At 54.8% G+C, this 24563-nt stretch carries 21 protein-coding genes; 9 read left to right on the top strand and 12 right to left on the bottom strand.

What is annotated here, in order from left to right; translation table 11 throughout:
• Nucleotides 1–9 precede the first annotated feature (9 nt).
• The 6 genes from Q674_RS21835 to Q674_RS21810 form a co-directional block, all read right to left on the bottom strand.
• A complete protein-coding gene (locus Q674_RS21835) occupies nucleotides 10–1305 on the bottom strand; it encodes a DNA methyltransferase (protein ID WP_023007677.1) in 1296 nt (431 codons plus the stop codon).
• 150 nt (nucleotides 1306–1455) lie between these two features.
• Nucleotides 1456–3177 carry an ATP-binding protein gene (locus Q674_RS21830; protein ID WP_023007676.1) on the bottom strand — a complete coding sequence of 574 codons (1722 nt, stop codon included), beginning with the start codon at nucleotides 3175–3177 and terminating at the stop codon, nucleotides 1456–1458.
• Nucleotides 3178–3194: 17 nt separating this feature from the next.
• A complete protein-coding gene (brxC, locus tag Q674_RS21825) occupies nucleotides 3195–6632 on the bottom strand; it encodes a BREX system P-loop protein BrxC (protein ID WP_023007675.1) in 3438 nt (1145 codons plus the stop codon).
• Nucleotides 6633–6647: 15 nt separating this feature from the next.
• Nucleotides 6648–7196, bottom strand: coding sequence for a BREX protein BrxB domain-containing protein (locus tag Q674_RS21820; RefSeq protein ID WP_023007674.1), 549 nt, complete (start codon nucleotides 7194–7196; stop codon nucleotides 6648–6650).
• Nucleotides 7183–7971: a hypothetical protein gene (locus tag Q674_RS21815; protein WP_023007673.1), complete on the bottom strand. Its 789-nt coding sequence runs from the start codon at nucleotides 7969–7971 to the stop codon at nucleotides 7183–7185. The genes Q674_RS21820 and Q674_RS21815 overlap by 14 nt, the downstream gene beginning before the upstream one ends.
• A complete protein-coding gene (locus Q674_RS21810) occupies nucleotides 7964–8167 on the bottom strand; it encodes a helix-turn-helix domain-containing protein (RefSeq protein ID WP_023007672.1) in 204 nt (67 codons plus the stop codon). Before Q674_RS21810 ends, Q674_RS21815 begins: the two co-directional genes overlap by 8 nt.
• A 476-nt stretch (nucleotides 8168–8643) precedes the next feature.
• Between Q674_RS21810 and Q674_RS21805 the strand changes: the two genes are divergently transcribed.
• From Q674_RS21805 to repC (Q674_RS40750), 4 genes are read left to right on the top strand one after another with little or no spacing between them, the layout of a single operon-like run.
• Nucleotides 8644–8979, top strand: coding sequence for an excisionase family DNA-binding protein (locus Q674_RS21805; RefSeq protein WP_023007671.1), 336 nt, complete (start codon nucleotides 8644–8646; stop codon nucleotides 8977–8979).
• A gap of 12 nt (nucleotides 8980–8991) precedes the next feature.
• Nucleotides 8992–9906 (top strand): helicase RepA family protein, encoded by a 915-nt coding sequence (locus Q674_RS40755; protein ID WP_081698901.1) that lies wholly within the window; start codon nucleotides 8992–8994, stop codon nucleotides 9904–9906.
• Nucleotides 9893–10012 (top strand): replication protein C, IncQ-type, encoded by a 120-nt coding sequence (gene repC / locus Q674_RS41625; RefSeq protein WP_413540190.1) that lies wholly within the window; start codon nucleotides 9893–9895, stop codon nucleotides 10010–10012. The genes Q674_RS40755 and repC (Q674_RS41625) overlap by 14 nt, the downstream gene beginning before the upstream one ends.
• Nucleotides 10002–10721, top strand: a complete 720-nt coding sequence (gene repC / locus Q674_RS40750; protein WP_413540189.1) for a replication protein C, IncQ-type — start codon at nucleotides 10002–10004, stop codon at nucleotides 10719–10721. Before repC (Q674_RS41625) ends, repC (Q674_RS40750) begins: the two co-directional genes overlap by 11 nt.
• A gap of 187 nt (nucleotides 10722–10908) precedes the next feature.
• Here repC (Q674_RS40750) and Q674_RS21800 read toward each other — a convergent pair whose 3' ends face one another.
• The 6 genes from Q674_RS21800 to rpmH form a co-directional block, all read right to left on the bottom strand.
• Entirely contained in the window at nucleotides 10909–12072 is a 1164-nt protein-coding gene (locus Q674_RS21800; RefSeq protein WP_031209541.1) for a site-specific integrase, read from the bottom strand.
• Nucleotides 12073–12244: 172 nt separating this feature from the next.
• The gene (gene mnmE, locus Q674_RS21795; protein ID WP_023007669.1) at nucleotides 12245–13615 is read right to left on the bottom strand and encodes a tRNA uridine-5-carboxymethylaminomethyl(34) synthesis GTPase MnmE; all 1371 of its coding nucleotides are present in this window, start codon (nucleotides 13613–13615) and stop codon (nucleotides 12245–12247) included.
• 72 nt (nucleotides 13616–13687) lie between these two features.
• The gene (gene yidC / locus Q674_RS21790; RefSeq protein ID WP_023007668.1) at nucleotides 13688–15388 is read right to left on the bottom strand and encodes a membrane protein insertase YidC; all 1701 of its coding nucleotides are present in this window, start codon (nucleotides 15386–15388) and stop codon (nucleotides 13688–13690) included.
• Between the two features lie 4 nt (nucleotides 15389–15392).
• Nucleotides 15393–15686 (bottom strand): membrane protein insertion efficiency factor YidD, encoded by a 294-nt coding sequence (gene yidD, locus Q674_RS40745; RefSeq protein WP_081698900.1) that lies wholly within the window; start codon nucleotides 15684–15686, stop codon nucleotides 15393–15395.
• On the bottom strand, nucleotides 15686–16084 hold the full coding sequence (gene rnpA, locus Q674_RS21785; RefSeq protein WP_023007667.1) for a ribonuclease P protein component: 399 nt from the start codon (nucleotides 16082–16084) through the stop codon (nucleotides 15686–15688). The genes yidD and rnpA overlap by 1 nt, the downstream gene beginning before the upstream one ends.
• A 15-nt stretch (nucleotides 16085–16099) precedes the next feature.
• The gene (rpmH, locus tag Q674_RS40740; RefSeq protein WP_008940054.1) at nucleotides 16100–16234 is read right to left on the bottom strand and encodes a 50S ribosomal protein L34; all 135 of its coding nucleotides are present in this window, start codon (nucleotides 16232–16234) and stop codon (nucleotides 16100–16102) included.
• 643 nt (nucleotides 16235–16877) lie between these two features.
• Here rpmH and dnaA point away from each other — a divergent pair.
• From dnaA to gyrB, 5 genes are all read left to right on the top strand, one after another.
• Entirely contained in the window at nucleotides 16878–18341 is a 1464-nt protein-coding gene (gene dnaA, locus Q674_RS21780) for a chromosomal replication initiator protein DnaA (protein ID WP_011783582.1), read from the top strand.
• Nucleotides 18342–18401: 60 nt separating this feature from the next.
• Nucleotides 18402–19505 carry a DNA polymerase III subunit beta gene (gene dnaN / locus Q674_RS21775; RefSeq protein WP_014419997.1) on the top strand — a complete coding sequence of 368 codons (1104 nt, stop codon included), beginning with the start codon at nucleotides 18402–18404 and terminating at the stop codon, nucleotides 19503–19505.
• A gap of 18 nt (nucleotides 19506–19523) precedes the next feature.
• Nucleotides 19524–20795, top strand: coding sequence for an ABC1 kinase family protein (locus Q674_RS21770; protein WP_023007665.1), 1272 nt, complete (start codon nucleotides 19524–19526; stop codon nucleotides 20793–20795).
• 102 nt (nucleotides 20796–20897) lie between these two features.
• Nucleotides 20898–22019, top strand: a complete 1122-nt coding sequence (recF, locus tag Q674_RS21765) for a DNA replication/repair protein RecF (protein ID WP_023007664.1) — start codon at nucleotides 20898–20900, stop codon at nucleotides 22017–22019.
• A gap of 67 nt (nucleotides 22020–22086) precedes the next feature.
• A complete protein-coding gene (gyrB, locus tag Q674_RS21760; RefSeq protein ID WP_023007663.1) occupies nucleotides 22087–24501 on the top strand; it encodes a DNA topoisomerase (ATP-hydrolyzing) subunit B in 2415 nt (804 codons plus the stop codon).
• Nucleotides 24502–24563: the final 62 nt, after the last annotated feature.

Below are 24563 nucleotides of genomic sequence, written 5' to 3'. Positions count from 1 at the left end.
AGCAGTTATTCAGACCTTCCCCAAGCTTATCTCCGGATTTATTAAGCTACCTAGAACTGGGGCATCCTCGAACTGCTTATACAGCTCTTCGAGCACTATCTGCAGATTCGTATTTTCGCCTGCCAACGCCAACCATTCGTCTTTCTTGGCGCTGATCGACAGGCCGGTACAGGCCAGGTGCAGCTCAGGCAATGGGCGGTAGCCCGCCGCGCCGGGGTATTTCCAGGCGGTCAGGGCCAACGCGAACGCGGCGAGTTCCACACAACGCTGGTCCAGCTCCAGGCCATGAATGTTCTCTCGCAACACCGCATCCACAGCGTCCCGAGCGGACAAACCGTCGCGCTCCATGCGCATGGGCACCAGCATCAGAAAGGCTGCTACCAGAAAGTGGCCGGAGCCGCAGCAAGGGTCCAGGGTTTTCAGGTCGGCCAGTTGTTCCGGCCAGGCATCGAAGGTGCCGGCAGCCGGTGTCCATGTACCATCATCCTGTTTTACAAAACGCAGATACTCCAGAGGCACACCGCGGATGGCTGCTTTCTGGCGTAGTTCCTCTTCGCTTTCGGCGTTCTTCAGGTCGCTTTCACTCAGCTGCCGGGCCGCCCACCAGGCACCGAGGGAGTTGTCGAGCAGGAAGCTCACCATGTAGGGCTCGGTGAAGAGCTGGGTAACGGCGGGGAGCTCCCGGGCGCCAATCTTGACTTCGGACTGGTTGACCTGCTCCTTCTTCCTAGCCTGCCAGAACTGGTAAACCCAACCCAGGCTGTCGGAGGCGGTGAACACTTCCAGCGGCAGGCCGGCGACCTGGCGTTCCAGGGCCTGTTGGTGCTCCGGTGGCAGGGTCAGCTGGAAAACCGGGGAGTCCAGCCGGAAAATCTGCGGCAGCATACGGGCCGCATAGCGGGCGGCCAACTCCCAGCCGTTGGCGGCGCCTTCGTCGGCGGCCAGGTCTTCGCACTCTTCCAGGGTGATGGCCACCGGTTCGTCCGGGTCCGGGTACATCAGCAGGTCGTTTTCCGCCAGGAAGCGGGCAAAGAGCATGCGGTGCCAGTGCTCGTAGGCAACTTCCTCCACCAGGCGCTCCATGGTCTGGACCTTGCCGCCGTTGAGGGCGTCGCCCAGTTGGCGGCCATGGGCGCGTAGCTTGCGCCGCAGCTCCCGCTCGGTCTCGCTCAGATGCGCTGCCGGTGCGGGGTCTGCGACGCCCAGCTGGTCCAGCGCGGCGCGGGCACCGTTTTCGGCGGTGTCGCGGGCGTTTTTAACGGCGCGTTCCAGTTGGTTTCTGAGTGTCTTGTCGAGTGGCTGCATGTTCTCTTACTTCCCCAATCCTTAAAGTGATGCCACGGCTACGGCTTTGGTGCCGTTAAAGCGCTTTTCCTGGCACATCGGTACGCACCGATATGCGCACTTTATTCATTAAACGCATAGTATGCGCATAGAAGTTTATCTATGCGAATTTCAATACTCACGCGCATTGCTGTATTCATAGCGCGCCCAGCGCCGCTCCCCCACCTTCTGGAGGCTGGCGTTCTCCTGCATCAGCTCCTGCATCAGACGTCGGGCCTGGTTACGGTCAAAGCGGGTAATTTGCCGGATGTCCTTGTTGCTCAAGCCCGGCTCATTACGACGGGCACGCTCCATCAAAATGCTGAGTACGCGGGTTTTGGCGGCTTCCCAGTCTATGCGGCGGCGGGCTTCGCCCTGGCCATCCTCGGCCAACCGATTGTAGAGCTCGGGCTGCATGCACCAATAAGCGCCCCGCCCGGTACCCCCGTGTTCAATGTAACCAGCCGATTCCATTGTGGATAACTTTTCGCACATCTCCGCTTCGCCACGCTGGCACAGACTGGCTGCGGTGTTGGTGTCTATTTCCGGATGCTGGAGCAGGTATTGCAGTAGCATCAGTTCATCCACGCCCAGGTTACGCCCGTGTTCGCTTTCCTCCGCCACAAACAAACGGAAGGTGGCGTTCAGCTCCCGCTTGGGAAAGCAAACTTGCACCGAGTCACCAATCTCCCGAATCTGGGGCGGTTCTTTGCCTTCCATCAGCAGGGCGGAGAACATGCGGTTAATGCCCAGATTGCTGCGGTTTACCAGGCGCAGCCGGGTAAGGGCTTCTACCAGTAAAGGGTTTCGGGCAGCGGGTTGGTGATGCAGGATGTTGTTGGGGGTAATGCCGGCAATAAAGCCCCCGTTATTGCTGATTTCCAGCCGGTCAGCATACAGCTTGACCATTACCGGCCCCGCTATGCGCAAGTCCGCATGGCAGAAGGCGTTCATCAGGGCTTCGCGCACTGCTATTTCCGGCCAGGTGCGGTACTCGTAATGGAACATGCCCTGTTTGTAGGTGGTGATGGGGTTAAAGGGCACCAGCAGTTCTTCTATGCGCTGAACGGATAAAGGCAAAGCGCTGACCCGATCCTCCCGGATGCCGTAGTCGGTATCCGAGGTCATTTGCAGGAAAGTCCAGTTGTGGCCGGGCAGGTGTTCCCGGATGGCCGCCTCGGTGCCGGCCAGCAGAATAGCGGCCCTGGTGAGTTTGCCCTGTTTGATCAGCCCGAGAGTGGACAGAAGTTCAGTGTTCGATAGCCTCAGCAAGTCTTCCGGCGCACGTTCCTTGCTGGCCTGGTTGCGCAGTGCTTCCAACGCTGTGGCGGACAGCAGTGAGTTATCCACAGGAGCGACGGCTTCTGCGGTGTAGTCCGTTTCGCCGGTTTCGACACTGATCTTCCGGCGCAGTGTGCCGGTCAGCGGAACGCAGTCTTTACTGACGCGGATAGTCCCTCGCCCTGCGGTGTCGGTGTACGGCGGCATACCGGGGTGAATCTGCATCAACAGCAACCGACCAGTGCCTTCCGGTACGGCCAGCTCTTCGAATACCGGCATGATCTTCGGATCGGTCTGGTCGTAGACGGCCTTTTTCAGCAGGTTTGAGTCGATTTCCGGTGGCACACCCAGAATGGCGTTACTTCGGCCCTGTATTCGATCGGCCACGCCAAATACCACGGTACCGCCACCACCATTGGCCATGCACACGGCCATCTGGACCACGGTTTTTACCGCGTTGTCCCGGCTTTTCAGGTCCCACTGTTTGAAGTCTAGGTCCTGGTCTTCCAGTTCGTCGGCTATGCAGTGGTCCAGCTCTGGCAGCAGGGCCTTGATGTTGGCGGCGGTTCGCATGATGTCTGTCGCACTCTTTATTTGACGGAAATCGGACCTTTTTCCAGGGCCGTTTTAAGCTGATCTTTCACTTCTTCCGCCCAAGCATCAACGTCTGCCTCGGTTTTAAGCGTGCGGCGTGGTACCGATACAAACTGAATTTCCGGCTCGCACAACTCCGCTGCCGAGACTGCTACGTTGTCAAAACGGCTGGGTAGCGCGGCTACCCGGTCTGCGAACATGCCCAGTGAGCATTGGTCCAGGGTGTTCAATACTTCCTCCGTGGACTGAACGGCCACTTTCGGCTGATCAGCCAGGGTCAGCTTCTGCTCGGACAGCAACTGGTTGCGCTGCTCCGGCTCCAGCTGCTTCCAGTTTCCGTCTGCCTCCAGGCGTTTCATGCCCTGTTCGTGCCGGGCCTGGTAGTCCTGATTCAGGGTGTTCAAGGCTTCGCGTAGGCTTTGGGTCAGGCTGGTGATCAACGGGTTGATCGGGTCCGGCTCTTCCAGCAGTTGGCGCTGTTGTTCGATGGTGTCTACCTGGGCGCGATACACCTCGGCATCGGCCAGAGCGGATGCGTGGTTTACCAGGCGTTTGAGAACCATCCAGCTGGGCCAGCGCTGCTGGATTTGTTCTGCCAGTTTCTCCCAATGCTCAATGCTTTGAACGAGTTGTTCCCGGCAGTTATAAAGGGCCAGCAGTTGCTCGTTACCCGTTGTCAGGCGGATATCATCAAGGAAGCGGGTGTCCGGGCGTTCGGGTTTGGGTGCTTCGCCACCGGCTTTATCAGCCAGATCACTGACTTTCTGCAGGAACGATGGCACGTGCGCCAGTTCTTCGCTCTGCTTGGCGGATACACCCACTTTCTGGAGCACTTTGCGGATCTGGATACGCTGCGGTGTGGTGACATTGGCGGACTCCACTTTGAACATGGTTTTACCAATGCTCTTGCGCTCCAGTGCGGAAGGCTCGATGGGTTGGCCACGGTCGTCCTGGGCCCGGATGATTCCGGCCACCAGCAGTACCTGAAGGCCGCCATCCACCGCATCCCGGGACCAGCCGAAATCTTTCCCTTCAAAGTGAGCACGTATGTCCGCACCTTTTTTGCCACCGGCAATGAAGCCCAGAACGGCTTTACAGACCGGATTCTTGCCAGGCTCACCATCGTCACCGACGGCTTTGAGAGCGTCCGGTGCGCCTGTCTTCGCTTTTTCGTAGGCTTTTTGCCAACCGCTGTGGTCAGCAATATGGAAGTTGGGGTACAGGCGTTGCAGCGAGTTGTTTGCCGCTTCCAGCACCATGTCCTGCAGGTTGTTACCGAGGATTTCGTTACCACCACCCTGGAAGACCCGGGCGCCGGAGAAGGCTTCGCTGAGCAATTCCCGGATTTTGCCTTCGGCGGTCTGTTTGGTGGTTTCCATGGCCGCTTTGGCTTCGGTGCCTTCCGGCGTATTGGGGGAGCCACGTTTGTCCAGGGTAGCGCTCGCCGCTTTGTAATCGATCAGGTGATGGCGCAGGTCATCCGCTGAACGCTTGGGGATAAACACAAAAACGGTAGGCGACTGGTTCCCGGCTTGCCGTGCATCGGCCCGAACGGAGTTTTCATCACTGCTCCAGCCATCTCGTACCCACACGCAGATACGCTCGTTCGCATCCGCCGGTAGCTGGGCATCAAACACCGGGTAGATATCCCGGGTAACCTTCGCTTCGCCCTGCATCAGCGACAGTTTGCGCGCGACCTCACCAAACATGCGGCGTATGCGGTCGTCCCGTTCTGCGTGAATGCGATGGGCTTCATTGGAGAGCGCGGAACGCTGGCTGAGGAATTCGTCGGTCCAGGCGGAGCTTTCTTCAGTCTGGATGCGGTATTCCTCGCCCACTTTCATCAGCAATTCGCAATGATCCAGCAGGCCAGGCAGCTTGCTGCGCAGGCTGCTGCTACCACTGGACAGATCTTCTACCAGCAGATCTGCCAGTGAATCGACGTTCGCACGAATGCCGATCTCATTGTTCTGGCCGCCCAGCTTGTTGATCAGAAACACCAGGCCGCAGGCGCGGGCCATCAGGCGCTGGTCTTCCGTGCCTTTTATCCAGCTCATGGTTTTTTCATGAACCTTGCGGGGCAGAATTCGGGCCTGCAGCAGTTTATCTGCGGAATCGAAGTAAAGGTAATCCGCCGGTACCACATGGCCGAGTGGATCATCCAGATTGGTCTGGATGACTTTGTGAATCATGCTGAGCTGGTTACGCAGCTGACTGTCGGTGCCGGTCTGGTCCAGTATTCTCAGGGTGTTTTCCCAGAAGCGACGACGCACCGGCAAGATCGGGTAGTCCTGGGGGAAGTAAGGCAGGTCATCCTGCCGGTGGCCAATGGTGGTGCCCGCCAGGTGCCGGGAAATTTCGCCCAGGTTGGTTTGCAGAACCTGATCAATCGGCCCTTTGGCTTCAGGCTTTTTGGCGAGAATGACTTGCCGGATAACAGCATCGACATCGGCATCAGACAGCTCAACACGGATAGTGAAGCGCCCTTCGAGTTTCTTCAGGTTGCTGGTGCCGGTTACCGCTGTCTGGCCAGTGCCAATGAAGAGCAGCTTGCCACCGAAGTTTTTACAGCAGGCCTCGACCGCTTCCTGTACCGCAATGGAGCGCTGGCTGTCTTCCCCAATGAACTGCTGAACTTCGTCCAGTACGATCAGGGTAAGCGGGAATTTGCCGTCTGTGGTCAATGCCTGGCGAATGGCCTTGAGCATGTCGTCGCTGGAAATGTCCTGAACGAACGGATACAGGTTGTTCAGGGTTTCCACGCAGGACGCCGGCGATGTAAACAGTGCCGGCTTTGCCTGTACCAGAGCTTCGTGCAGGCCTTCGGCCACGTAGAAGTTATCCAGCTCTTCCTGCCAGTTGTAGCCGTTGGATTCGACACTTTGGCGTACCTGGTCGTAAATGCCTTCGTGCTTCAACCACATCACAAACCGGGCGACCGGGTACTGTTCCGGCAGCCCTGCCGATTTGAACAGAATACGCAGTAGCGCAAGCCGTACACTACCGCTCGCGCCGGAGCCCAGGGTTCCGGATGCCGCATGCAAGCCACCGTGACGCTTCGCCTGAACGCTCAGCTCTTTTAGGTGTTCACTCACGCCTTGCGGCAGTTTGGCGATGCCCCGGGCAGTAGCGCCGTCTTCAAACTCTGCATCTACCCACAGCGCCCTCAGCATCTTCACCAGGTGCGATTTACCAGAACCGTAGAACCCGCTGACCCACACCGCCGGCTGTTGAGCCTGGTCGATGTTCTTCAGGTAGGTTTCCAAAATGTGGGACATGCCTTTTTCGTACTGGCCGTCACATACGAAGGTTTCCAGTTCGTAACGGAGTACCGCCAGGGCATGGCTTGTGGTTTCGTCGTTAACACTGGCCACACCTTCGTTGACCAGTTTGCGGGTGGTCGGATCTTTCTGATAAATCTCGCGATTCTTCATGAACAACCTCTTTCCTTAATCCTTGTCTGCGGTTATCGGTACTGCGAGATAGTTCCACCCGTCGTAACCGTCCAATAACCGGTAATTGTTGTTTTCATAGCTGCCGGGAAACAGAACCAGCAGCCGCCCCTCAACCAGGGGAGCCAACTTATCCACAACGTCTTTGACCTTGAGAAAACCGAAGAGCGAGCCAACACCCTGAACAGCCACTACGGTGTTGTCGTTGGCATTTGTTTCTTTCAGAACCCGCTCGAACTCACTCACGATATAGTCCAGATACTTGGGCAAGACCGTGGCCAACAGGTGCGGCTTCTGGAAATAGCTCTTTGCGTACCGCTGGGTAGCCAGCCAGCCTGCAAAGGTGTGGGTCAAATCAAACAGAACCCATTCGTGACCCGCCTGCCGGGTAACAATTTCGAATTCGTCTACCCGGGCTCTGAGCCAGCGCTCTTCGTTTTCGTTGTAAACGCAGAAAACCACCCGCTGGGCTGCAGCGGCATCATCCCTCCAGGGGATAGCAATGTGCCTTCCGTACGATTGAATCAGGCGCTTAACCCTGCTCACGCAACCACTCCTGTTCCTGCTGATTGATCAGGTTGGGGAAAAGCACTTCGATCACATCCCCCACCCGCTTGTAGGTTATCCAGCCTCTGCGTGACGCCTGCTCGGCCAATTCGATGGTCTTTTCCCGAGAGCAGTCCAGCAGCTTGGTGTATTCCGTTCTGAACAGGCCTTGTCCGCGCGCACCGGCCAGGTAGCCCAGCAGCAGTGCGTAGGCCGCGCTACCTGCCGTGGGTGCCGCTTGGTTGCGAACTTTCTTGTTTCGCCCGGTGAGATGCCCGGATTTGGTCCAGCTGGAGTTGATGTTCTGCGCTGTGGATTTCAAAGTAGCTTTGCTGAACCGACCCGGCTCCAGGCTATCGATCAGTTCCTCTAGCGACTCACGGGTAATGACTGAGCCTTCGGGAGCCTTGAGAATCATTGGTGCGCTGGCACGGAAAATAGAGTCCCTGGCGTAGGTAGCCAGCAGCGCCAGCATTGGCCGACCTGCTTCATCTCGCTGCCAGAAATAAAGCAGAGCACGGAATAGCACATGGGCTGTGTCCAGAGAATAAAGCTCAGCCAGGTGCTTGTAGGTCAGAAGTCGGGTTCTACCAGAGCGTTTGCCCAGACAGTTTTCTTCCTCAATCGCACGTAGGTAATCGGCCTTTGTAGCGTCCGCACTGTTTACGTAATCGAGCAGAGCCGTGAGCTCGTCCAGCATCATTGTGCGGGAGCTGTGAGTGCCGCCACGCTCAAACCGGAACCCGAAGCGGGCAAGTTGTTTCTCCTCAGGCATTGGCGTTATTCCCGTCGCTGGCACCGCCACTGCGTACCCAGGCATCTACTTCGTCCTTTTTGAATTTCCAGGCGCGACCGACACGATGAGCGGGCATTGCTTGCCTATCAATCCACCGGTAAATCGTATCGCCACTTACGCCAAGGTATTTCGCGATTTCACTCACTGACAACCATCGGTCGTCCAGTTCCGTCATTTGCTCACTCCCCGCTTTTAGTTTGAGCTTTCACACGCTATGGCCTCCCTGGCGGTGCCCATATGGGTAGGGACCAATGTATAGCGTGTGATTACACCTAGCAACCGTATTGTCAGGCATAGAGCGGAAGTGGCCGGAAAAGTGGCTTCGTATTGACAGTACTTCGGTAGTGCGACAAATCGAGTCGCCTAACAAGCTGGTGTGAAATTTCCGGGAGTTCTTTTTTCTTTCACATGTGAAAGAAATCTGGCTGTGCGGGTCGTGAAAACTTTCACATGTGAAAGTTTTGGGATGACAGATGTTGACGGTGGTTGTCAGGGGTTGACCAGAAAATTATCAAGATATTGTTTTTAAAAGAATTTTATTTTTATACGGAACGGGCTCTTTCCGCCTTTTTTGGGCAATTCCAGAGGCCATGGTTTTTGATCCCCTGATTTATCTTATTCCTCGTTGTTTCACACACGAGGATCAAAAGAATGAAAGAGCAGCTAGTACCAACGAAAGCTAGTGATACCACCAACAGCATGATCTTGCAGGAACTACATCAACTGAGGACGTTGGTTGAACGACAAGGACAGTTGAACAAACCAGTTCTTAGCGTTGAAGAATGCGCGGAACTTCTGGGGCTTTCAACCAGCTACCTCTACCGCCTGACTTCGGAAAAGCGCATCCCATTCTATAAACCGAATGGTAAAAGAATTTTTTTTCATAGAGACGAAATTCTCGGCTGGGCTTTATCTGAGCGGATAACACCAGATGGAGAGCTACGGGACACAATTCGCTCTCATGCACACAAAGCCCGGCGTAGATAAGCGGTGGCAGGCATGATCGCGGGAAAAGATTTTATTCAATTTATAAACCGGCTAGACCCTAATCTAAGAGAAGGGGCCTTTGCTCACTGGCCAATGAGTATTCATGGGTCCTTTGATGAGAAACCGCCTGCGCTAAAGTTTCTCCTGCCAGGGATGATATCTGGCTCAGTAGGGGCTCTTGTAGCCCCTGGTGGGGCTGGAAAGTCGATGCTGGCATTGCAGATGGCCACCTGGCTCGTTACTGGCGCAGATACCTTAGGGCTTGGACCAGTCACAGTGACTAATGCTGCTGTCGCCTATTTGACTGCCGAAGATCCACTGCTCGTACTAGCGCATCGATTACATGCTCTCGGTCAGCAGTTATCCACAAGGCAACGGGAGTTATTAGCCGAAAACCTCTTTTTGATGCCACTGGAGGGATTTCGCCCAAATATTCGTTGTAATAGCTGGCTCAGTGCGCTGGAAAGTCTGGCCGGGGAATCTGACTTGTTAATTTTAGATACCCTGCGTCGTTTTCATGATGCTGATGAAAATTCCAGCTCGGAAATGTCGGAAATCATCTCAAGATTGGAAGCCATAACTGCTCGAACGGGCTGCTCTGTACTGTTTATACACCATGTAAATAAAGGATCCACTCAAACTTTCGGAACCGATCAACAACAGGCAATACGGGGGTCTTCAGTTCTGTCAGATAACGTGAGGTGGCAGGCGTACTTGGCCCCAATGACTGGAAAGGAAGCGGAAAGCTTTCGAATCAACGAGCAAAACCGGACCAAATACGTTCGGTTCGGTTTGAGCAAGTGTAATTATTCTGCAGGCCTTCCAAGCGAGAACTGGCTAATTCGATCAGAAGGAGGCGTTCTTCTACCAACTGCGTTACACCGAAACACAGTGCCAATGAGGAGTCCACGCCGTGCCTCAATTTGACCTCACTCATGTGCGCCATGATCATTATCACTGTCTGGCCCCCGGGCTTTTTAGCACAGCTCGTAACGAGGCGCGAAAAGTCAGGAAAACTGGATGTGGTATATGAATTCAGCGGTGGTAATCGCATTGAATTCTCTGGTCCTGAGCCCTTGGGGGTTACCGAGCTTCGGGTACTCCAAGGATTGGTTGCAATGGCTGGTCCCGCAGAAACGTCACTTGAACTGCCGGTAGAATCTCCATCACCACTGGGTATGTCGCTTCGATCGATGTTGGAGTTAAAAGGGTATGCTTCTAACCAATCGGCGATTGCTGTCAAAAGCAGTCTACGTAAACTTGCCTATGAAATCGGGCTATCAAATACGAGAGATACGAATACAATCCGAGCTGCCATCGAACGCCTGTGGAAAGTGTCCGTTATCGCTCAGATAAATGGCCGACGAGCAGGTTTTCGACTACTGGCAAATTATTCAAGCAATAGCCGAGATGGAAGCCTGTTTGTCGCTTTAAACCCCTTTCTAACAAACGCGGTACTCGGTAACGGTCGACACGTTCGGATCCCGATGGGAGAAATCCGGAAAATTAGAGACGACCGAACCCGCTTAGTCCATCAATGGCTATGTGCTTGGGTTGATAGCGGTAAATGCCGCCAAGTCTCGTTAGCGAGGGTAAGCAGTGTTCTCTATCCAGATCCCTGTGGCCCTGAAACACACCGAAAAAGACTCACACGATCACGAAAAGCGTTATTGGAACTCAACGAAATCGGCTGGCAGGCAAAAGAGTACGCCAAGCAGAAGTTCGCCGTAATGCGCCCCTAATCACTATCACGATATTGGTCCCAAACTATCATGATATCTGTCCCGCGATATCACGATATTGGTCCCACCCAGGTTTAATGAACGCCTTTCATACCAAGGGCTCCAGAGTATTTCAGATTTCGATCTAAGATTATCTAAATAATCTACATGCGTGGGCTCGCTCCTCCCGGAGCCAGCCCTTGCCATTTCAATATCCACTGGAAGGTAGCGGTTCTGATAATACGTCAGGGAACTGGATCATCGCCTCGCGCTGCTTAGTTTCGATGATATCTGCATATATTTCGGTAGTCCGAAGTTCCGAATGGCCTAGAAGACGTGATACAGAGTATATATCCACCCCCCTGGAAAGCTGTATAACAGCGAACGTATGCCTCGCACTGTGGAAAGTGATTTTTTTCGTGATTCCGGCCGCCATAGCCCATCTCATCAGTTCCATGTTGTGCCAACTGCTATATTTTAAGCCTTTAAACACGCGTTCCTGTGGATCCGAAGGATGGCCCATCAGAGACACGGCCGTTTTATTCACATCTAAATATTGAAGCCCTTTGGTCTTTTTCTGCCTGAACACAACTCGATAGCCATCATAGAACCGCTCGACTTCCCTCCAGGTCAGTTTTTGAACATCGGACCAGCGTAAGCCCGTGCAAGCGGAAAACAGAAAAGCTCGTTTCAACACTTCATACCTGCATTCTGCCTTGGCTAATGCTCGGAGCTCTTCCTCGGTCAGATAGACCCTTTTGTTATTCTCTGGCTTGATAGCTTTTACCCTACGGACCGGGTTGTCATGAATCAGACCTTGTTGTTCCGCCTGATTTAAGGCCGCACGAACTTTGTTGAAATAAGCGCTTTGGGTATTGGAACTCAGGGGCGAAGAGCTTTTGGTTCTAGCCGTGTGGATAAGATAATGGCGAAATCTTTCAAGAAAGGTTTGATCGACCTCCTCAAACGTCAGGTCTGGCAGCTTGTGGAAAACTTTCAGGTGCTTGAGTGTGGATACCCAAACTGAATGATTACTCTGGCTTCCTTCGGCCTTCTCATCCGTGATGGACTGGAAATAATCGAAGAAGCTCGCCTTTAGTTGATTGCTGCCTCCGAGCCCGTGCTTCCCGGTTTCGTACTCGTAAAGCCTTTTGGCGCGAATGGCTTCAGCTGCCCTTTCGGCTTCCTTGTTGTGATGACGCTGCGCAGGCGTTCTGGGTTTGTCATACAGGAACAAATCCAAGGATTCCCGAGATCGCTTATGCCGACGCTTGCCCGTCTCCGGATCTGTGTAGGAACCGCCATAGTAAATCAGGCGGATTGCCCGCTTTCCTTCTGTATCTGGTTTCCGAATCTCGATGCTGATTTTCACCTTTTCCTCCATTTGTACCCCAAGAGTCCCCCAAGACCATACTTCGGGGTACTCTCGGGGTAAATCATCGAGAAAAATGGAAAGACAAAAACAGCGAGAAAGAATAAAACCCTTTATAAACAGTTACTTGATTTGCTTTTGGTTGCTGTGGATAACCCTTTTTTTTACCACTTCACTTCCCGATGCAAAAACTGCTGAATATCTTACCCAGAAGCTCATCCGGGGTCAGATGCCCGGTGATTTCCCCGAGGGCATCCTGAGCGGCCCGCAGATCTTCGGCCAGCAATTCACCGGCGCCGTAACCTTCCAGCTGGGTCTGGCCTTGCAGCAGGGAATCCCGGGCACGTTCCAGAGCATCCAGGTGCCGACGCCGGGCCAGGAAGCCACCTTCGGTGGTGCTGGCAAAGCCGATGCATTCTTTCAGGTGCTCACGCAGAACTTCCAGGCCATCGGCAGCTTTTGCCGCCAGGCGGATGACCGGGGCGGTCTGATGGGGCTCGGCGCTGATGCCAACCGGTTCGCCAGACAGATCCACCTTGTTCCGGATCACCGTCACCGGCGCGCTCTTAGGCAGTTGATCAATAAAGTCGGGCCAGATTTCATGGGGTTCGGTTTTGTCGGTGGTGGTGGCATCCACCATCAGCAAAATCCGATCGGCCTGGCGGATTTCTTCCCAGGCCCGGGCGATACCAATCTGTTCCACTTCGTCAGGGCTGTCCCGCAGGCCGGCAGTATCAATAACGTGCAGCGGCATACCATCGATGTGGATATGTTCCCGCAACACATCCCGGGTCGTGCCCTCGATGGCGGTGACAATCGCAGCCTCCCGACCCGCGAGGGCGTTCAGCAGGCTGGATTTGCCGGCATTGGGCCGGCCAGCAATAACCACTTTCATGCCGTCCCGCAGAATGGTGCCTTGCTGGGCTTCACCGAGAATCTGCTGCACCTGCTCCAGCAGCCCCTGCAAGTCAGAAGCAACCTTGCCATCGGCCAGGAAATCGATCTCTTCCTCCGGAAAATCGATGGCCGCTTCCACGTAGATGCGCAGATGGGTGATGGCCTCCACCAGGTTATCCACACGTTTGGAGAACACCCCCTGCATGGAACGCACGGCGCAGCGGGCCGCCTGTTCCGAGCTGCTTTCAATCAGATCTGCAATGGCCTCAGCCTGAGCCAGGTCCAGCTTGTCATTGAGAAACGCTCTTTCGGAAAATTCACCGGGCCGGGCCAGCCGGGCGCCCAGGCTGCAGACTTCCCGCAACAGGATATCCAGGATCACGGTACCGCCGTGGCCCTGTAGTTCGAATACATCCTCGCCGGTAAAGGAGTTCGGATTGGGGAAGTACAGGCCGATGCCTTCATCAATGAGCTCTCCCTGCCGATCCCGGAACGGGCCGTAGTGGGCATACCGGGGTTTTGGCTCAAAGCCCAGCATGGAGCGGGCAATATCCGTTGCCCTGGGGCCGGACACCCGGACAATCCCCACGCCAGCCTGGCCCGGGGCGGTGGCGATGGCGGCAATGGTGTCAGTAGCTGGCTGCATCTTGGTTTTCCTGAAATAGAAATAACAAAGGCTCCACAAGGGAGCCTTTGTCAGGTCAGAAGCACTGTTGAATCAGTACTTCTTGCCTGCCGTTTCCGCTTCGATCTTGCGGGTAATGTACCACTGCTGCGAGATCGAAAGAATGTTGTTGACCAGCCAGTACAGAACCAGACCGGCCGGGAACCACAGGAAGAACACGGTGAAGATCAGCGGCATCAGCTTCATGATCTTGGCCTGCATTGGGTCCGGCGGCGTCGGGTTCAGGCTCATCTGGATGAACATGCTGGCACCCATCAGGATCGGCAGGATGAAATACGGGTCCATCTGGGACAGATCCTGAATCCACAGCATAAACGGTGCGTGGCGCAGCTGGACACTTTCAAACAGTACCCAATACAGCGAGATGAACACCGGCATCTGCACCAGGATCGGCAAACAGCCACCCAGCGGATTGATCTTCTCGCGCTTATACAGCGCCATCATTTCCTGGGACATGCGCTGGCGATCGTCGCCATAGAGCTCTTTCAGGCGGGTCAGCTGCGGAGCGACCGCGCGCATTTTTGCCATGGAACGATAACTGGTGGCGGAGAGGTGGAAGAAGACCGCTTTTACCAACACCGTCAGCAGGATGATGGCGACACCCCAGTTACCGACGAGGCCATAGAACCACTCAAGAATGTAGAACAACGGCAAGGAAATAAAGAACAGCCAGCCAAAATCGACGGTGCGATCCAGGTTTGGTGCCAGTGCTTCCAGCCGATCAATAATCTTGGGGCCCACATAAGCTGTGGCACCGACTTCAGCGGTCTCACCCGGTGCTACCGTCGTCGCAGGATAGACAAAGCCCATGACATGCAGGTCGCCCCGTCGGGTGGTCTGGAACTGGGCTTTCTGGTCGCGCTCAGGAACCCAGGCAGTCAGGAAGTAATGCTGCAGGAAGGCCAGCCAGCCGTTGGTGACCGACTGATTGACGCGGTTTTCGGACAGATCCTCGAAATCGTACTTCTCATACGGATCTTCAGGAGTGCTGATAACCATGCCCAGATAGGCCCGGATACCCATGCTGGCCTGGGATGTGGGATCAGGAGCCTGATCGCGCACAATCTTGCCAGTGAAATTACCTTGCCATGGGCTATCAGAGCGGTTGTCAATCAGGTAGCTGACATCAATCTGATAGCTGTTGCGGGCCAGATGATAGCGCTTGGTGATGGCTACCCCGTTGGCAGCGGTGTACACCAGATCGATGGTCAGTTCATCTTCCCCTTCCTCCAACTGGTAACTGCCGGTTTCTGCCTGAAATACCGGAGCGTCGCCGGCCTGGCTGCCATCCGGGCCATCGCGACCGATCAGGCCACTTTCCAGAAGATAGGTGCGGGTACGGGTGTTGGTCAGCAACTTCAGAGGCTGTTCACTGTCGAGAGATTCGTCGTATTGCAACAGGGAACTGTCAACCACATTACCGCCTACTCGGTCGATCTTCAGTTCGTATACATCCGTGGTCACGGTAATGAAGCGATCTGCCAGATCCTGATTGCCGTTGGCGGAGGTTGATGCCAGTGAGGCGGTCTCCGGCGTTGCAAATTCTTCGCTGCCGGCGTTGTTATCCTCAGGCAGGATCATGTCATCGGTGCTGGTAGCGCTGCTGTCTGAGGGAGATTGCGCCTCGGCAACCTGTTCTGTTTGAGGCTGGTGATAATCCTCGTTCCAGGCAAGTACCATCAGGTAACTGACAATGGCGAGGCCGGCAAACAAAACAATGCGTTGAATATCCATAAACTTAGTGTCTGGTCTGAGTAGTGGAATGAGTGCTTTCTGTCGGATTGCAGGCCTGACCGGAGCTTGGCGCCGTGTTCAGTTCCGTTCCCGGTACCGGATCATAACCGCCTTCGGCCCAGGGATGACACCTGAGTAACCGGGCTGTTGCCAGGTAACTGCCTTTGAGAGGTCCGTGATGTTGGATGGCCTCGAGGGCGTATTGTGAACAGGTAGGGTAATGACGGCAATGGCTGGCCATCATCGGGCTGATGGCATACTGGTAGAACCGGATGGGCAAGAGCAGGAGTTGACGCATTACTCCGTACCTCTGGGATTGCCGACGGATTGATCAGGCGCGGACTGACGGTACTTTTTCTTCACCCGGTGCCACAGATCATTCAGCGAAGATCGGACCGTATCGTTATCCAGCTGATCCAGACCCTGGCGGCCGAGCACAATGATATCAAGGCCTGGCAGATCGGGTTGAAGCCGGAAGGTTTCCCTGACCTGACGCTTGATCCGGTTTCTCTGAACGGCGAGCCGAAGATTCTTCTTGGAGAAGATCAATCCGACCCTGGCGTGTCCCAATGTGTTGGCAGAGGCCAGGATCAGAAAATTCCTGTGCGGAACTTTCAGCGTTACGTCATTGAAGACCCTGCTGTAATCCGAAGGTTTCAACAGTCTGTGAGACTTCGGAAACGTCAAGGCCTTCATGAGGCAGGCTTCAGATTACGCAGACAGGCGTGCACGGCCCTTGGCACGGCGACGAGACAGTACCTTGCGACCATTGGCTGTCGCCATACGGGCACGGAAACCGTGAACGCGCTTGCGCTTCAGGACGCTCGGTTGGAATGTTCTTTTCATGGTGATGTTCTCACAAATCGTCGATGGACATTGATCACTGGCTGGAAAATAGACAGCCAAAACAGGAGCGGCATTCTAGTCAAATACCGGTGCAAGTTCAATGGTTATAGTTTGGTCAGGCAAGATTCTGGCATGGGTACTAACCGACATGGCGAGTAATAGAATCTGTAAGGTCTTTTTAAAATTCTTTCAAAGATATTTATTACTGTTATTAGGCACCTTGATTTCTGTGGATAAGAAAAATTTAATCTGAATAATCATGAGATTAACGCCATGACAAAGCTTGTGACAGATACCCGTGAGCCCTGTGGATTTCGTCATCACGGATTGTGCACAAGTGGGATAGGTGATGGTGAACCGAGTTATGCAAGTATCCGTCAAGATCTTTCCCACAGGACTGAACCCCGGCTTTGCACAAGCTCCTGTGAATAACTTTTTTTCAGGCATTTTCTGTACACAAGGCTGTAGATATGTCTGAAACAATTTGAAAAATATGAAGAAAAGTTTCCACAGGGTGTTTATGACAAAGGTTTCCGGCCTTTTACTGAAGGCTCGTGCAGGTTAGAATCTCCGGTCACTTCAGGCACCGGTTGGCGTTGGTTTAACGGTGCCTTATCAGTCAGGTTTTCGGGAGCAGGCGGTCGTGCCGAACAGTATGTGGCATCAATGTCTTGAAGTACTCCGGGATGAGTTTCCCGCACAGCAGTTCAATACCTGGTTGAGGCCCCTTCAGTCTGATCACCGGGAAGGGCAGCTCATGCTGTTTGCCCCGAACCGGTTTGTGATGGACTGGGTCAACGAAAAATACCTCCGCCGTATAGAAGAAGTATTGAAGGATCTGAATGGTGGTCAGGCGCCACGAGTCATGATGAAAGTGGGCTCTGCGCCCAAGCCCACAGATCCGGTGGTTCGCTCCGAAGTGGCGCCGCCGGTCCGGGTCTCGGAAGAAACCGAGCAGACCGTTACGGAAGAAGAAAGAAGTGTTGCGGCTACTGTTGCGGACTCAGCACCAAGAGCGATGTCTGCGCCGGCACCCAAGGCCCAGGCCGAGCGCCGTCCGGTGCAGGTAGAAGGTGATATCAAACACCAGAGTTTTCTTAACGAAACCTTTACCTTCGATACCTTTGTCGAGGGTAAATCGAACCAGCTGGCCCGGGCTGCCTCCATGCAGGTGGCAGAAAACCCCGGTGGTGCCTACAACCCGCTGTTTCTCTATGGCGGTGTGGGCCTGGGTAAAACCCACCTGATGCATGCCATTGGCAATGAGATTGTGCGTCGCAACCCGCGCGCGAAGGTAGCCTATCTGCGTTCGGAACGGTTTGTGGCCGACATGGTCAAGGCACTGCAGCTGAACGCCATCAATGAGTTCAAACGCTATTACCGGTCGGTGGACGCCCTACTGATTGACGATATCCAGTTTTTCGCCCGCAAGGAACGCTCTCAGGAGGAGTTTTTCCACACCTTTAACGCGCTGCTTGAAGGTGGTCAGCAGGTGATTGTGACCTGTGACCGTTTCCCGAAAGAAATCTCTGATATGGAGGAGCGGCTGAAATCCCGCTTTGGCTGGGGCCTGACGGTGATGGTCGAGCCTCCGGAACTGGAAACACGGGTGGCGATCCTGATGAAGAAGGCGGAACAGGCCAATGTGAAACTCAGCAGTGAGGCCGCGTTCTTTATTGCACAGAAAATCCGGTCGAACGTTCGTGAGCTTGAAGGCGCGCTGCGTCTGGTGATAGCGAATGCTCACTTCACTGGCTCGGAGATTACCCCGCCGTTTATCCGTGAGAGCCTCAAGGATCTCCTGGCCCTGCATGAAAAGCAGGTGAGCATCGATAATATCCAGCGAACGGTGGCTGAGTACTACAAGATCAAGGTGGCGGATCTGCTGTCCAAACGCCGCACTCGCACAGTCACCCGGCCGCGCCAGGTGGCTATGTCCCTGGCCAAGGAACTGACCAATCATAGCCTGCCGGAGATTGGCGACGCGTTCGGTGGGCGTGACCACACCACCGTTCTGCATGCCTGTAAAAAGATTGTTGAATTGCAGGAAACCGATCCCGGTATCCGTGAGGATTATCAGAATTTTATGAGATTGCTGACCACCTGATTGAAGGTGGCCTGTACGAACAACACATACATTCACTTCCGATAACTGAAGCCGAGTGCCATGAAACTGACCATCAGCCGTGAATCACTGATCACCCCGCTGCAAAGCATCGCGGGCGTTGTGGAAAAGAAACAGACCATGCCGGTGTTGTCCAACGTCCTGCTGGAAGCGGAAGACAATACGCTGACACTGACCGGTACCAATATGGAAGTGGAGCTGGTGGCTCGGGTAGCACCAGTCCATGTGGATCAGCCTGGTCGTATCACGGTTCCGGCGCGGAAGTTGGCGGATATCTGCCGGGCCCTGGGGGATGAGGCGCCTATCGATCTGGCACTGGAAGGCGATCGTCTGCATCTGCGCGCCGGAAATTCCCACTTTACCCTGTCGACGCTGCCGGCGGAGCACTTTCCCAATGTCGAAGATGAGCCGGAAAGCTTCCGCCTGGCATTGCCACAGAAAGAGCTTGGCCGCATGCTGGATGCCACCGCGTTCGCCATGGCCCAGCAGGATGTGCGTTATTACCTGAACGGACTGCTGCTGGAAGTGGATGTTAACCATGCCCGGGTTGTGGCTACCGATGGTCATCGTCTGGCCATGGCCCAGTTCGATCTGGATACCGGGTGTCCGGAGTTGCGGCAGGTTATTGTGCCTCGTAAAGGTGTACTGGAGCTGGCCCGGCTTCTGGATGATGAAGAATCGCCGGTTACGCTGGTCATCGGTGACAATCATCTGCGGGCGACGGTGGGCAGCTATACCTTTACCTCCAAGTTGATTGAAGGCAAGTTCCCGGATTACAACCGGGTGATCCCGCGGGGCGGTGACAAGACCGTACTGGCTGATCGTTCAACGCTGAAAAGTACCCTGCAGCGGGCGGGCATTCTGTCCCACGAGAACATCCGTGGTGTGCGCCTGAACCTTTCTCCCAACCAGTTGCAGGTGTTCGCCAATAACCCTGATCAGGAACAGGCCGAAGATGCGTTGCCGGTGGAGTATCAGGGCGAATCACTGCAGATCGGGTTTAATGTAGGCTATCTGGTGGATGTCATGAATGCACTGGATGATGACCAGGTGAAGATTACGTTGTCGAATCCCAACAGCAGTGCGCTGATTGAGGCTCAGAACGACAACCGCTGCCTGTATGTTGTCATGCCGATGCGACTGTAATCAGGTTTGGAGGGCTCTATGGGTGCCGTAACGAATGGAATCAAAGGCGCGTTCAGGATCGGTCAGACCCTGTCTGTGCTTGGCCGCACCGGGGTAAACTGGGTTCGGGGCGATCGGCCCCCTGCCCCGAAACTGTTAAGGCAGACCTTCGAAAGTCTGGGCGCAACCTACATCAAGCTGGGACAGTTTATTGCCAGCTCACCGACCTTTTTCCCCAAGGAATATGTTGAGGAGTTCCAGTTCTGCCTCGACAAAACCCCGAGCCTTCCTTTCAGCGTAATCAAGAAGATCATCCGGGACGAGCTTGGTCGCCCTATTGATCAGGTGTATTCGGAAATTGATCCGGTTGCACTGGCTTCGGCATCCATTGCCCAGGTTCATGCTGCTCGCCTGGTAACGGGTGAAGAAGTGGTGATTAAGGTTCAGAAGCCGGGTGTGGAAAACATTCTGCTGACGGACCTCAACTTTCTTTACCTGTCTGCCCGAATGCTCGAGACGCTGGCCCCGAAACTTTCCTGGACCTCCATGTCCGGCATTGTGGATGAAATTCAGAAAACCATGATGGAAGAGTGCGATTTCATCAAAGAGGCCAACAACCTGAAAGTGTTCCGGGAATTTCTGCAGAACACCCACAATGAAGACGCGACCGTGCCGCGGGTGTACGAGCATTGCAGTACTCGCCGGATTCTGACCATGGAGCGGTTCCATGGGGTTCCATTGACGGATCTGGAAAGTATTCGAGGCTTTTCCCGGGATCCGGAGCGGACATTGATTACCGCCATGAATACCTGGTTCGCCAGCCTGACCCAGTGCGAGTTTTTTCACGCAGACGTTCATGCCGGTAACCTGATGGTGCTTGAGGATGGCCGGGTTGGTTTTATCGATTTCGGGATTGTCGGTCGTATCAGGCCGGATACCTGGCAGGCCGTGAGTGATTTCATTTCCGCGATTATGGTGGGCAATTTTGACGGTATGGCCGACGCCATGATCCGGATTGGCGTCACCCGGCATACCGTGCGGGTGGACGATCTGTCTGCTGATCTTCAGCGTCTGTATCGTCAGATGGATCGCATGGTGCCGGATGATGTGCCCTATGAAGTGGAACAGGCCGAGGACGACGTGAATAATATCCTGATGGACATGGTAAAGGTTGGCGAAAGTCACGGTTTGCATTTCCCCCGTGAATTCGCCTTGCTGCTCAAGCAGTTCTTGTATTTCGACCGCTATGTTCACATCCTGGCGCCAGAAATGGATGTGTTCATGGACGAACGGCTAACCATGCTTCATTAACCGGTCTACCGGGGTTTCTAGTACACTAGGGCGATATCGGAAACGGTATCGCCCTTTCTCGTTTTGGTCGTCCGAATTCTCAGCCTGAGCACTCAGTTACCCATGGCGCTAGTCAAACTCCAGACACAGCATTTCCGAAACCTGTTATCTGCGCCTGTAGAATTTTCACCGTCCTTCAATCTTCTTTATGGCGCCAATGGCAGTGGTAAAACCAGTGTGCTGGAGGCAATTGGCTATCTTGGCCTTGGCCGGTCGTTTCGGGTCAGCCGGCATCAGGCAGTGGTGGCCCACGGGCAGCCGAAGCTGACTGTCTTCGGGGCGTTGGATTCGGGTCTAATGACGTGCGAATCTGCGGATAACGTTGTGCACAGGATCGGCATTTCCCGGGACGTCAGCCTGAAAGAAACCCAGTTGCGGGTAGATGGTGAGGCGGTTCGCAGTCTTTCGTTTCTGGCGATGCATCTGCCGGTCTCGGTCATTGATCCCGGCGTATTCGACATTGTTGCTGGTGGCCCGGGTAAGCGTCGGCAGTTTCTGGATTGGTTAGTGTTCCACGTGGAACCTTCCTTTTCTTCCCTGTGGCAACAGGTTCAGAGAGTCACGTCACAGCGGAATCAAATGCTAAGAAATGGTAGACTGGATGAATCGTTGATGCGGGTCTGGGATTCCCAGTACGGCGCCTTGGCGGAGTCGTTGAGTGTCATCCGGGAAACCGTTTTCCACCGCTTCAAGATCGCTTTTGAATCGGTGTTGGCGGAGCTGGATGCGCCCTGGGTGGAAGGTCTGAAGATGGACTTTTATCCGGGCTGGGATCGAAGCACAGCGTTGACCGAAGTACTGGTTAACCATCGCGAACAGGAACGTCGGATGGGCCATACGTTGTACGGCCCGAACCGGGCGGATATCCGCCTGAAGTTTGGTGGTCGTCCGGTGGCGGAAACCTTCTCGCGGGGTCAGCAAAAGACACTGGTGATCTTGATGAAGATTGCTCAGGGCAAGGTGTTGAGTGATCTTGGCAAACAGGTGACGTTTCTGTTGGACGATATCAACGCCGAATTGGATGTTCGTCATCGCGTTATGCTGGCTCGCAACTTACAGGAACTGCGTTGTCAGGTGTTTATCACCTCCATCGAGCATCCGGAACCGGACACGTTGTGGCACGATGGGGATACACCTGAATACAGAATGTTCCACGTGGAACATGGACAATTGACGGAAGAATAGCTGAGCCAGGCGGGTTCGCGAATGATCGTGTCGCCAGGGCTGGGCTCACCTCCAGGAGTCTCTTTTAATGAGTGAATCGAACTACAATTCCTCCAGTATCAAAGTCCTCAAAGGACTCGACGCGGTGCGTAAACGGCCCGGCATGTACATCGGTGATACCGACGATGGCACCGGGCTGCATCACATGGTCTTTGAGTTGGTGGATAACTCCATCGATGAGGCTCTGGCTGGTTACTGTTCTGAAATCGGCATCATCATCCACCCGGACGAATCCATTACCGTCAAAGACAACGGTCGCGGTATCCCAGTCGATCTACATGAAGAGGAAGGTGTTTCGGCCGCCGAGGTCATCATGACTGTGTTGCACGCCGGTGGTAAGTTCGACGACAACTCCTACAAGGTCTCCGGCGGTCTGCACGGCGTAGGTGTGTCTGTGGTCAACGCCCTGTCTTCCTCGCTGACCCTCACCATCCGCCGGGATGGCAAGGTCTACGAGCAGAGCTACACCCACGGCGTGCCCAATGCGCCCCTGGGCGAAGTCGGTGAAACCGATGCCTCCGGTACCAAGGTTCACTTTATTCCCTCGCCGGAAACCTTCACTCATATCCAGTTCCATTACGACATCCTGGCCAAGCGCCTGCGGGAACTTGCGTTCCTGAACAGTGGTGTGCGTATCCGCCTGACGGATGAGCGTTCAGGCAAGGAGGAGATCTTTGAGTATGAAGGTGGTCTGCGGGCCTTTGTTGAGCACCTGAATACCAACAAGACGGCCATCAACCGTGTCTTCCATTTCAACCGTGAGCGGGAAGATGGCATTGCGGTAGAAGTGGCCATGCAGTGGAACGATGCCTTCCAGGAAAACATCTACTGCTTCACCAACAATATTCCCCAGCGTGATGGTGGTACTCATCTGGCCGGTTTCCGGGCAGCACTGACCCGCTCTCTGAACAACTACATTGATCATGAAGGCCTGGGCAAGAAAGCCAAGGTAGCGACCTCCGGTGATGATGCCCGGGAAGGCCTGACCGCTATCATCAGTGTGAAAGTGCCCGATCCCAAGTTCTCCTCCCAGACCAAGGACAAGCTGGTGTCCTCGGAAGTGAAGACGGCGGTGGAGCAGGAACTGTATCAGAGCTTTGCGGAGTACCTGCAGGAGCAACCCAACGAAGCCAAGCAGATCGTCAACAAGATGATCGAAGCGGCCCGTGCCCGGGAAGCAGCCCGCAAAGCTCGGGATATGACCCGCCGCAAGGGTGCCCTGGACATCGCCGGCCTGCCCGGCAAGCTGGCGGACTGCCAGGAAAAAGACCCTGCCCTCTCCGAACTGTTCATTGTGGAGGGTGATTCTGCGGGTGGTAGTGCCAAGCAGGGCCGTGATCGTAAGACCCAGGCCATCCTGCCCCTGAAAGGTAAGATCCTGAACGTCGAGAAAGCCCGCTTTGACAAGATGCTGTCCTCTGCCGAGGTCGGTACCCTGATCACCGCGCTGGGTTGTGGCATCGGCCGGGAAGAATTCAATCCGGACAAACTCCGCTATCACTCCATCATCATCATGACCGATGCCGATGTGGATGGTTCTCACATCCGTACTCTTCTGCTGACCTTCCTGTTCCGCCAGATGCGGGAAATCATCGAGCGTGGCCATGTATTCATTGCCATGCCACCGCTGTACAAGGTCAAACGTGGCAAACAGGAGCAATACCTGAAGGACGAGAAGGCGAAAGAAGCCTATCTGACCCAGACGGCCCTGGAAGGCGCCCAGCTGTATGTGAACCCGGAAGCACCGGCCATCAAGGATTCAGCCCTGGAAACCATGGTGAAGGACTATCAGGCAGTGATGGCGATGATTGATCGCCTGTCCCGGGCCTACCCGGCCAAGGTGCTGCAACAAATGGTCTATAACAGCACACTCAAGCCGGAACACCTGAGGGATGAGACCGAAGTGGCCCGCTGGGTGGCGCGCCTGGGTGAAGGTCTTGATCTGGATACCCGAACCGGTACCAAGTACACCTTCTCCGTGACTCGCGATGAGGAACGGGGCCTGTACCTGCCCAAGGTCACGATCTTTGTGCATGGTATTCCCCATGAGCATGTATTCAGTCATGACTTCTTTGAGTCTTCTTCCTACGGTGCCATTGCGCGCCTGGGCGAGACCCTGGAGGGGCTGATCGAGGATGGCGCCTACATCCAGAGGGGCGAGCGCAAGCAGTCTGTGCTGTCCTTTGAGGGCGCCCTGGAGTGGCTGATGAAGGAAGCCCAGCGTGGCTTGGGCATTCAGCGCTACAAGGGGCTGGGCGAAATGAACCCGGACCAGCTGTGGGAAACCACCATGGATCCGGAAACCCGCCGGATGATGAAGGTTACCATTGAGGATGCGATTGCCGCTGACCAGATCTTCACCACACTGATGGGGGATGATGTGGAGCCACGGCGGGACTTCATCCAGAGCAACGCGCTGGAAGTGACCAACCTGGATATCTGATCAGACAAACCTTGTTGGCAATAAAAAACGGTGGCTCCTTGTGGATGCCACCGTTTTTTTAT

Origin of the sequence: Marinobacter sp. EVN1 (assembly GCF_000475375.1) — a bacterium.
Lineage (GTDB): Bacteria > Pseudomonadota > Gammaproteobacteria > Pseudomonadales > Oleiphilaceae > Marinobacter > Marinobacter nauticus.
The sequence above is the reverse complement of the archived record's forward strand: the minus strand, read 5'-3'. Positions and strand labels throughout refer to the sequence as shown.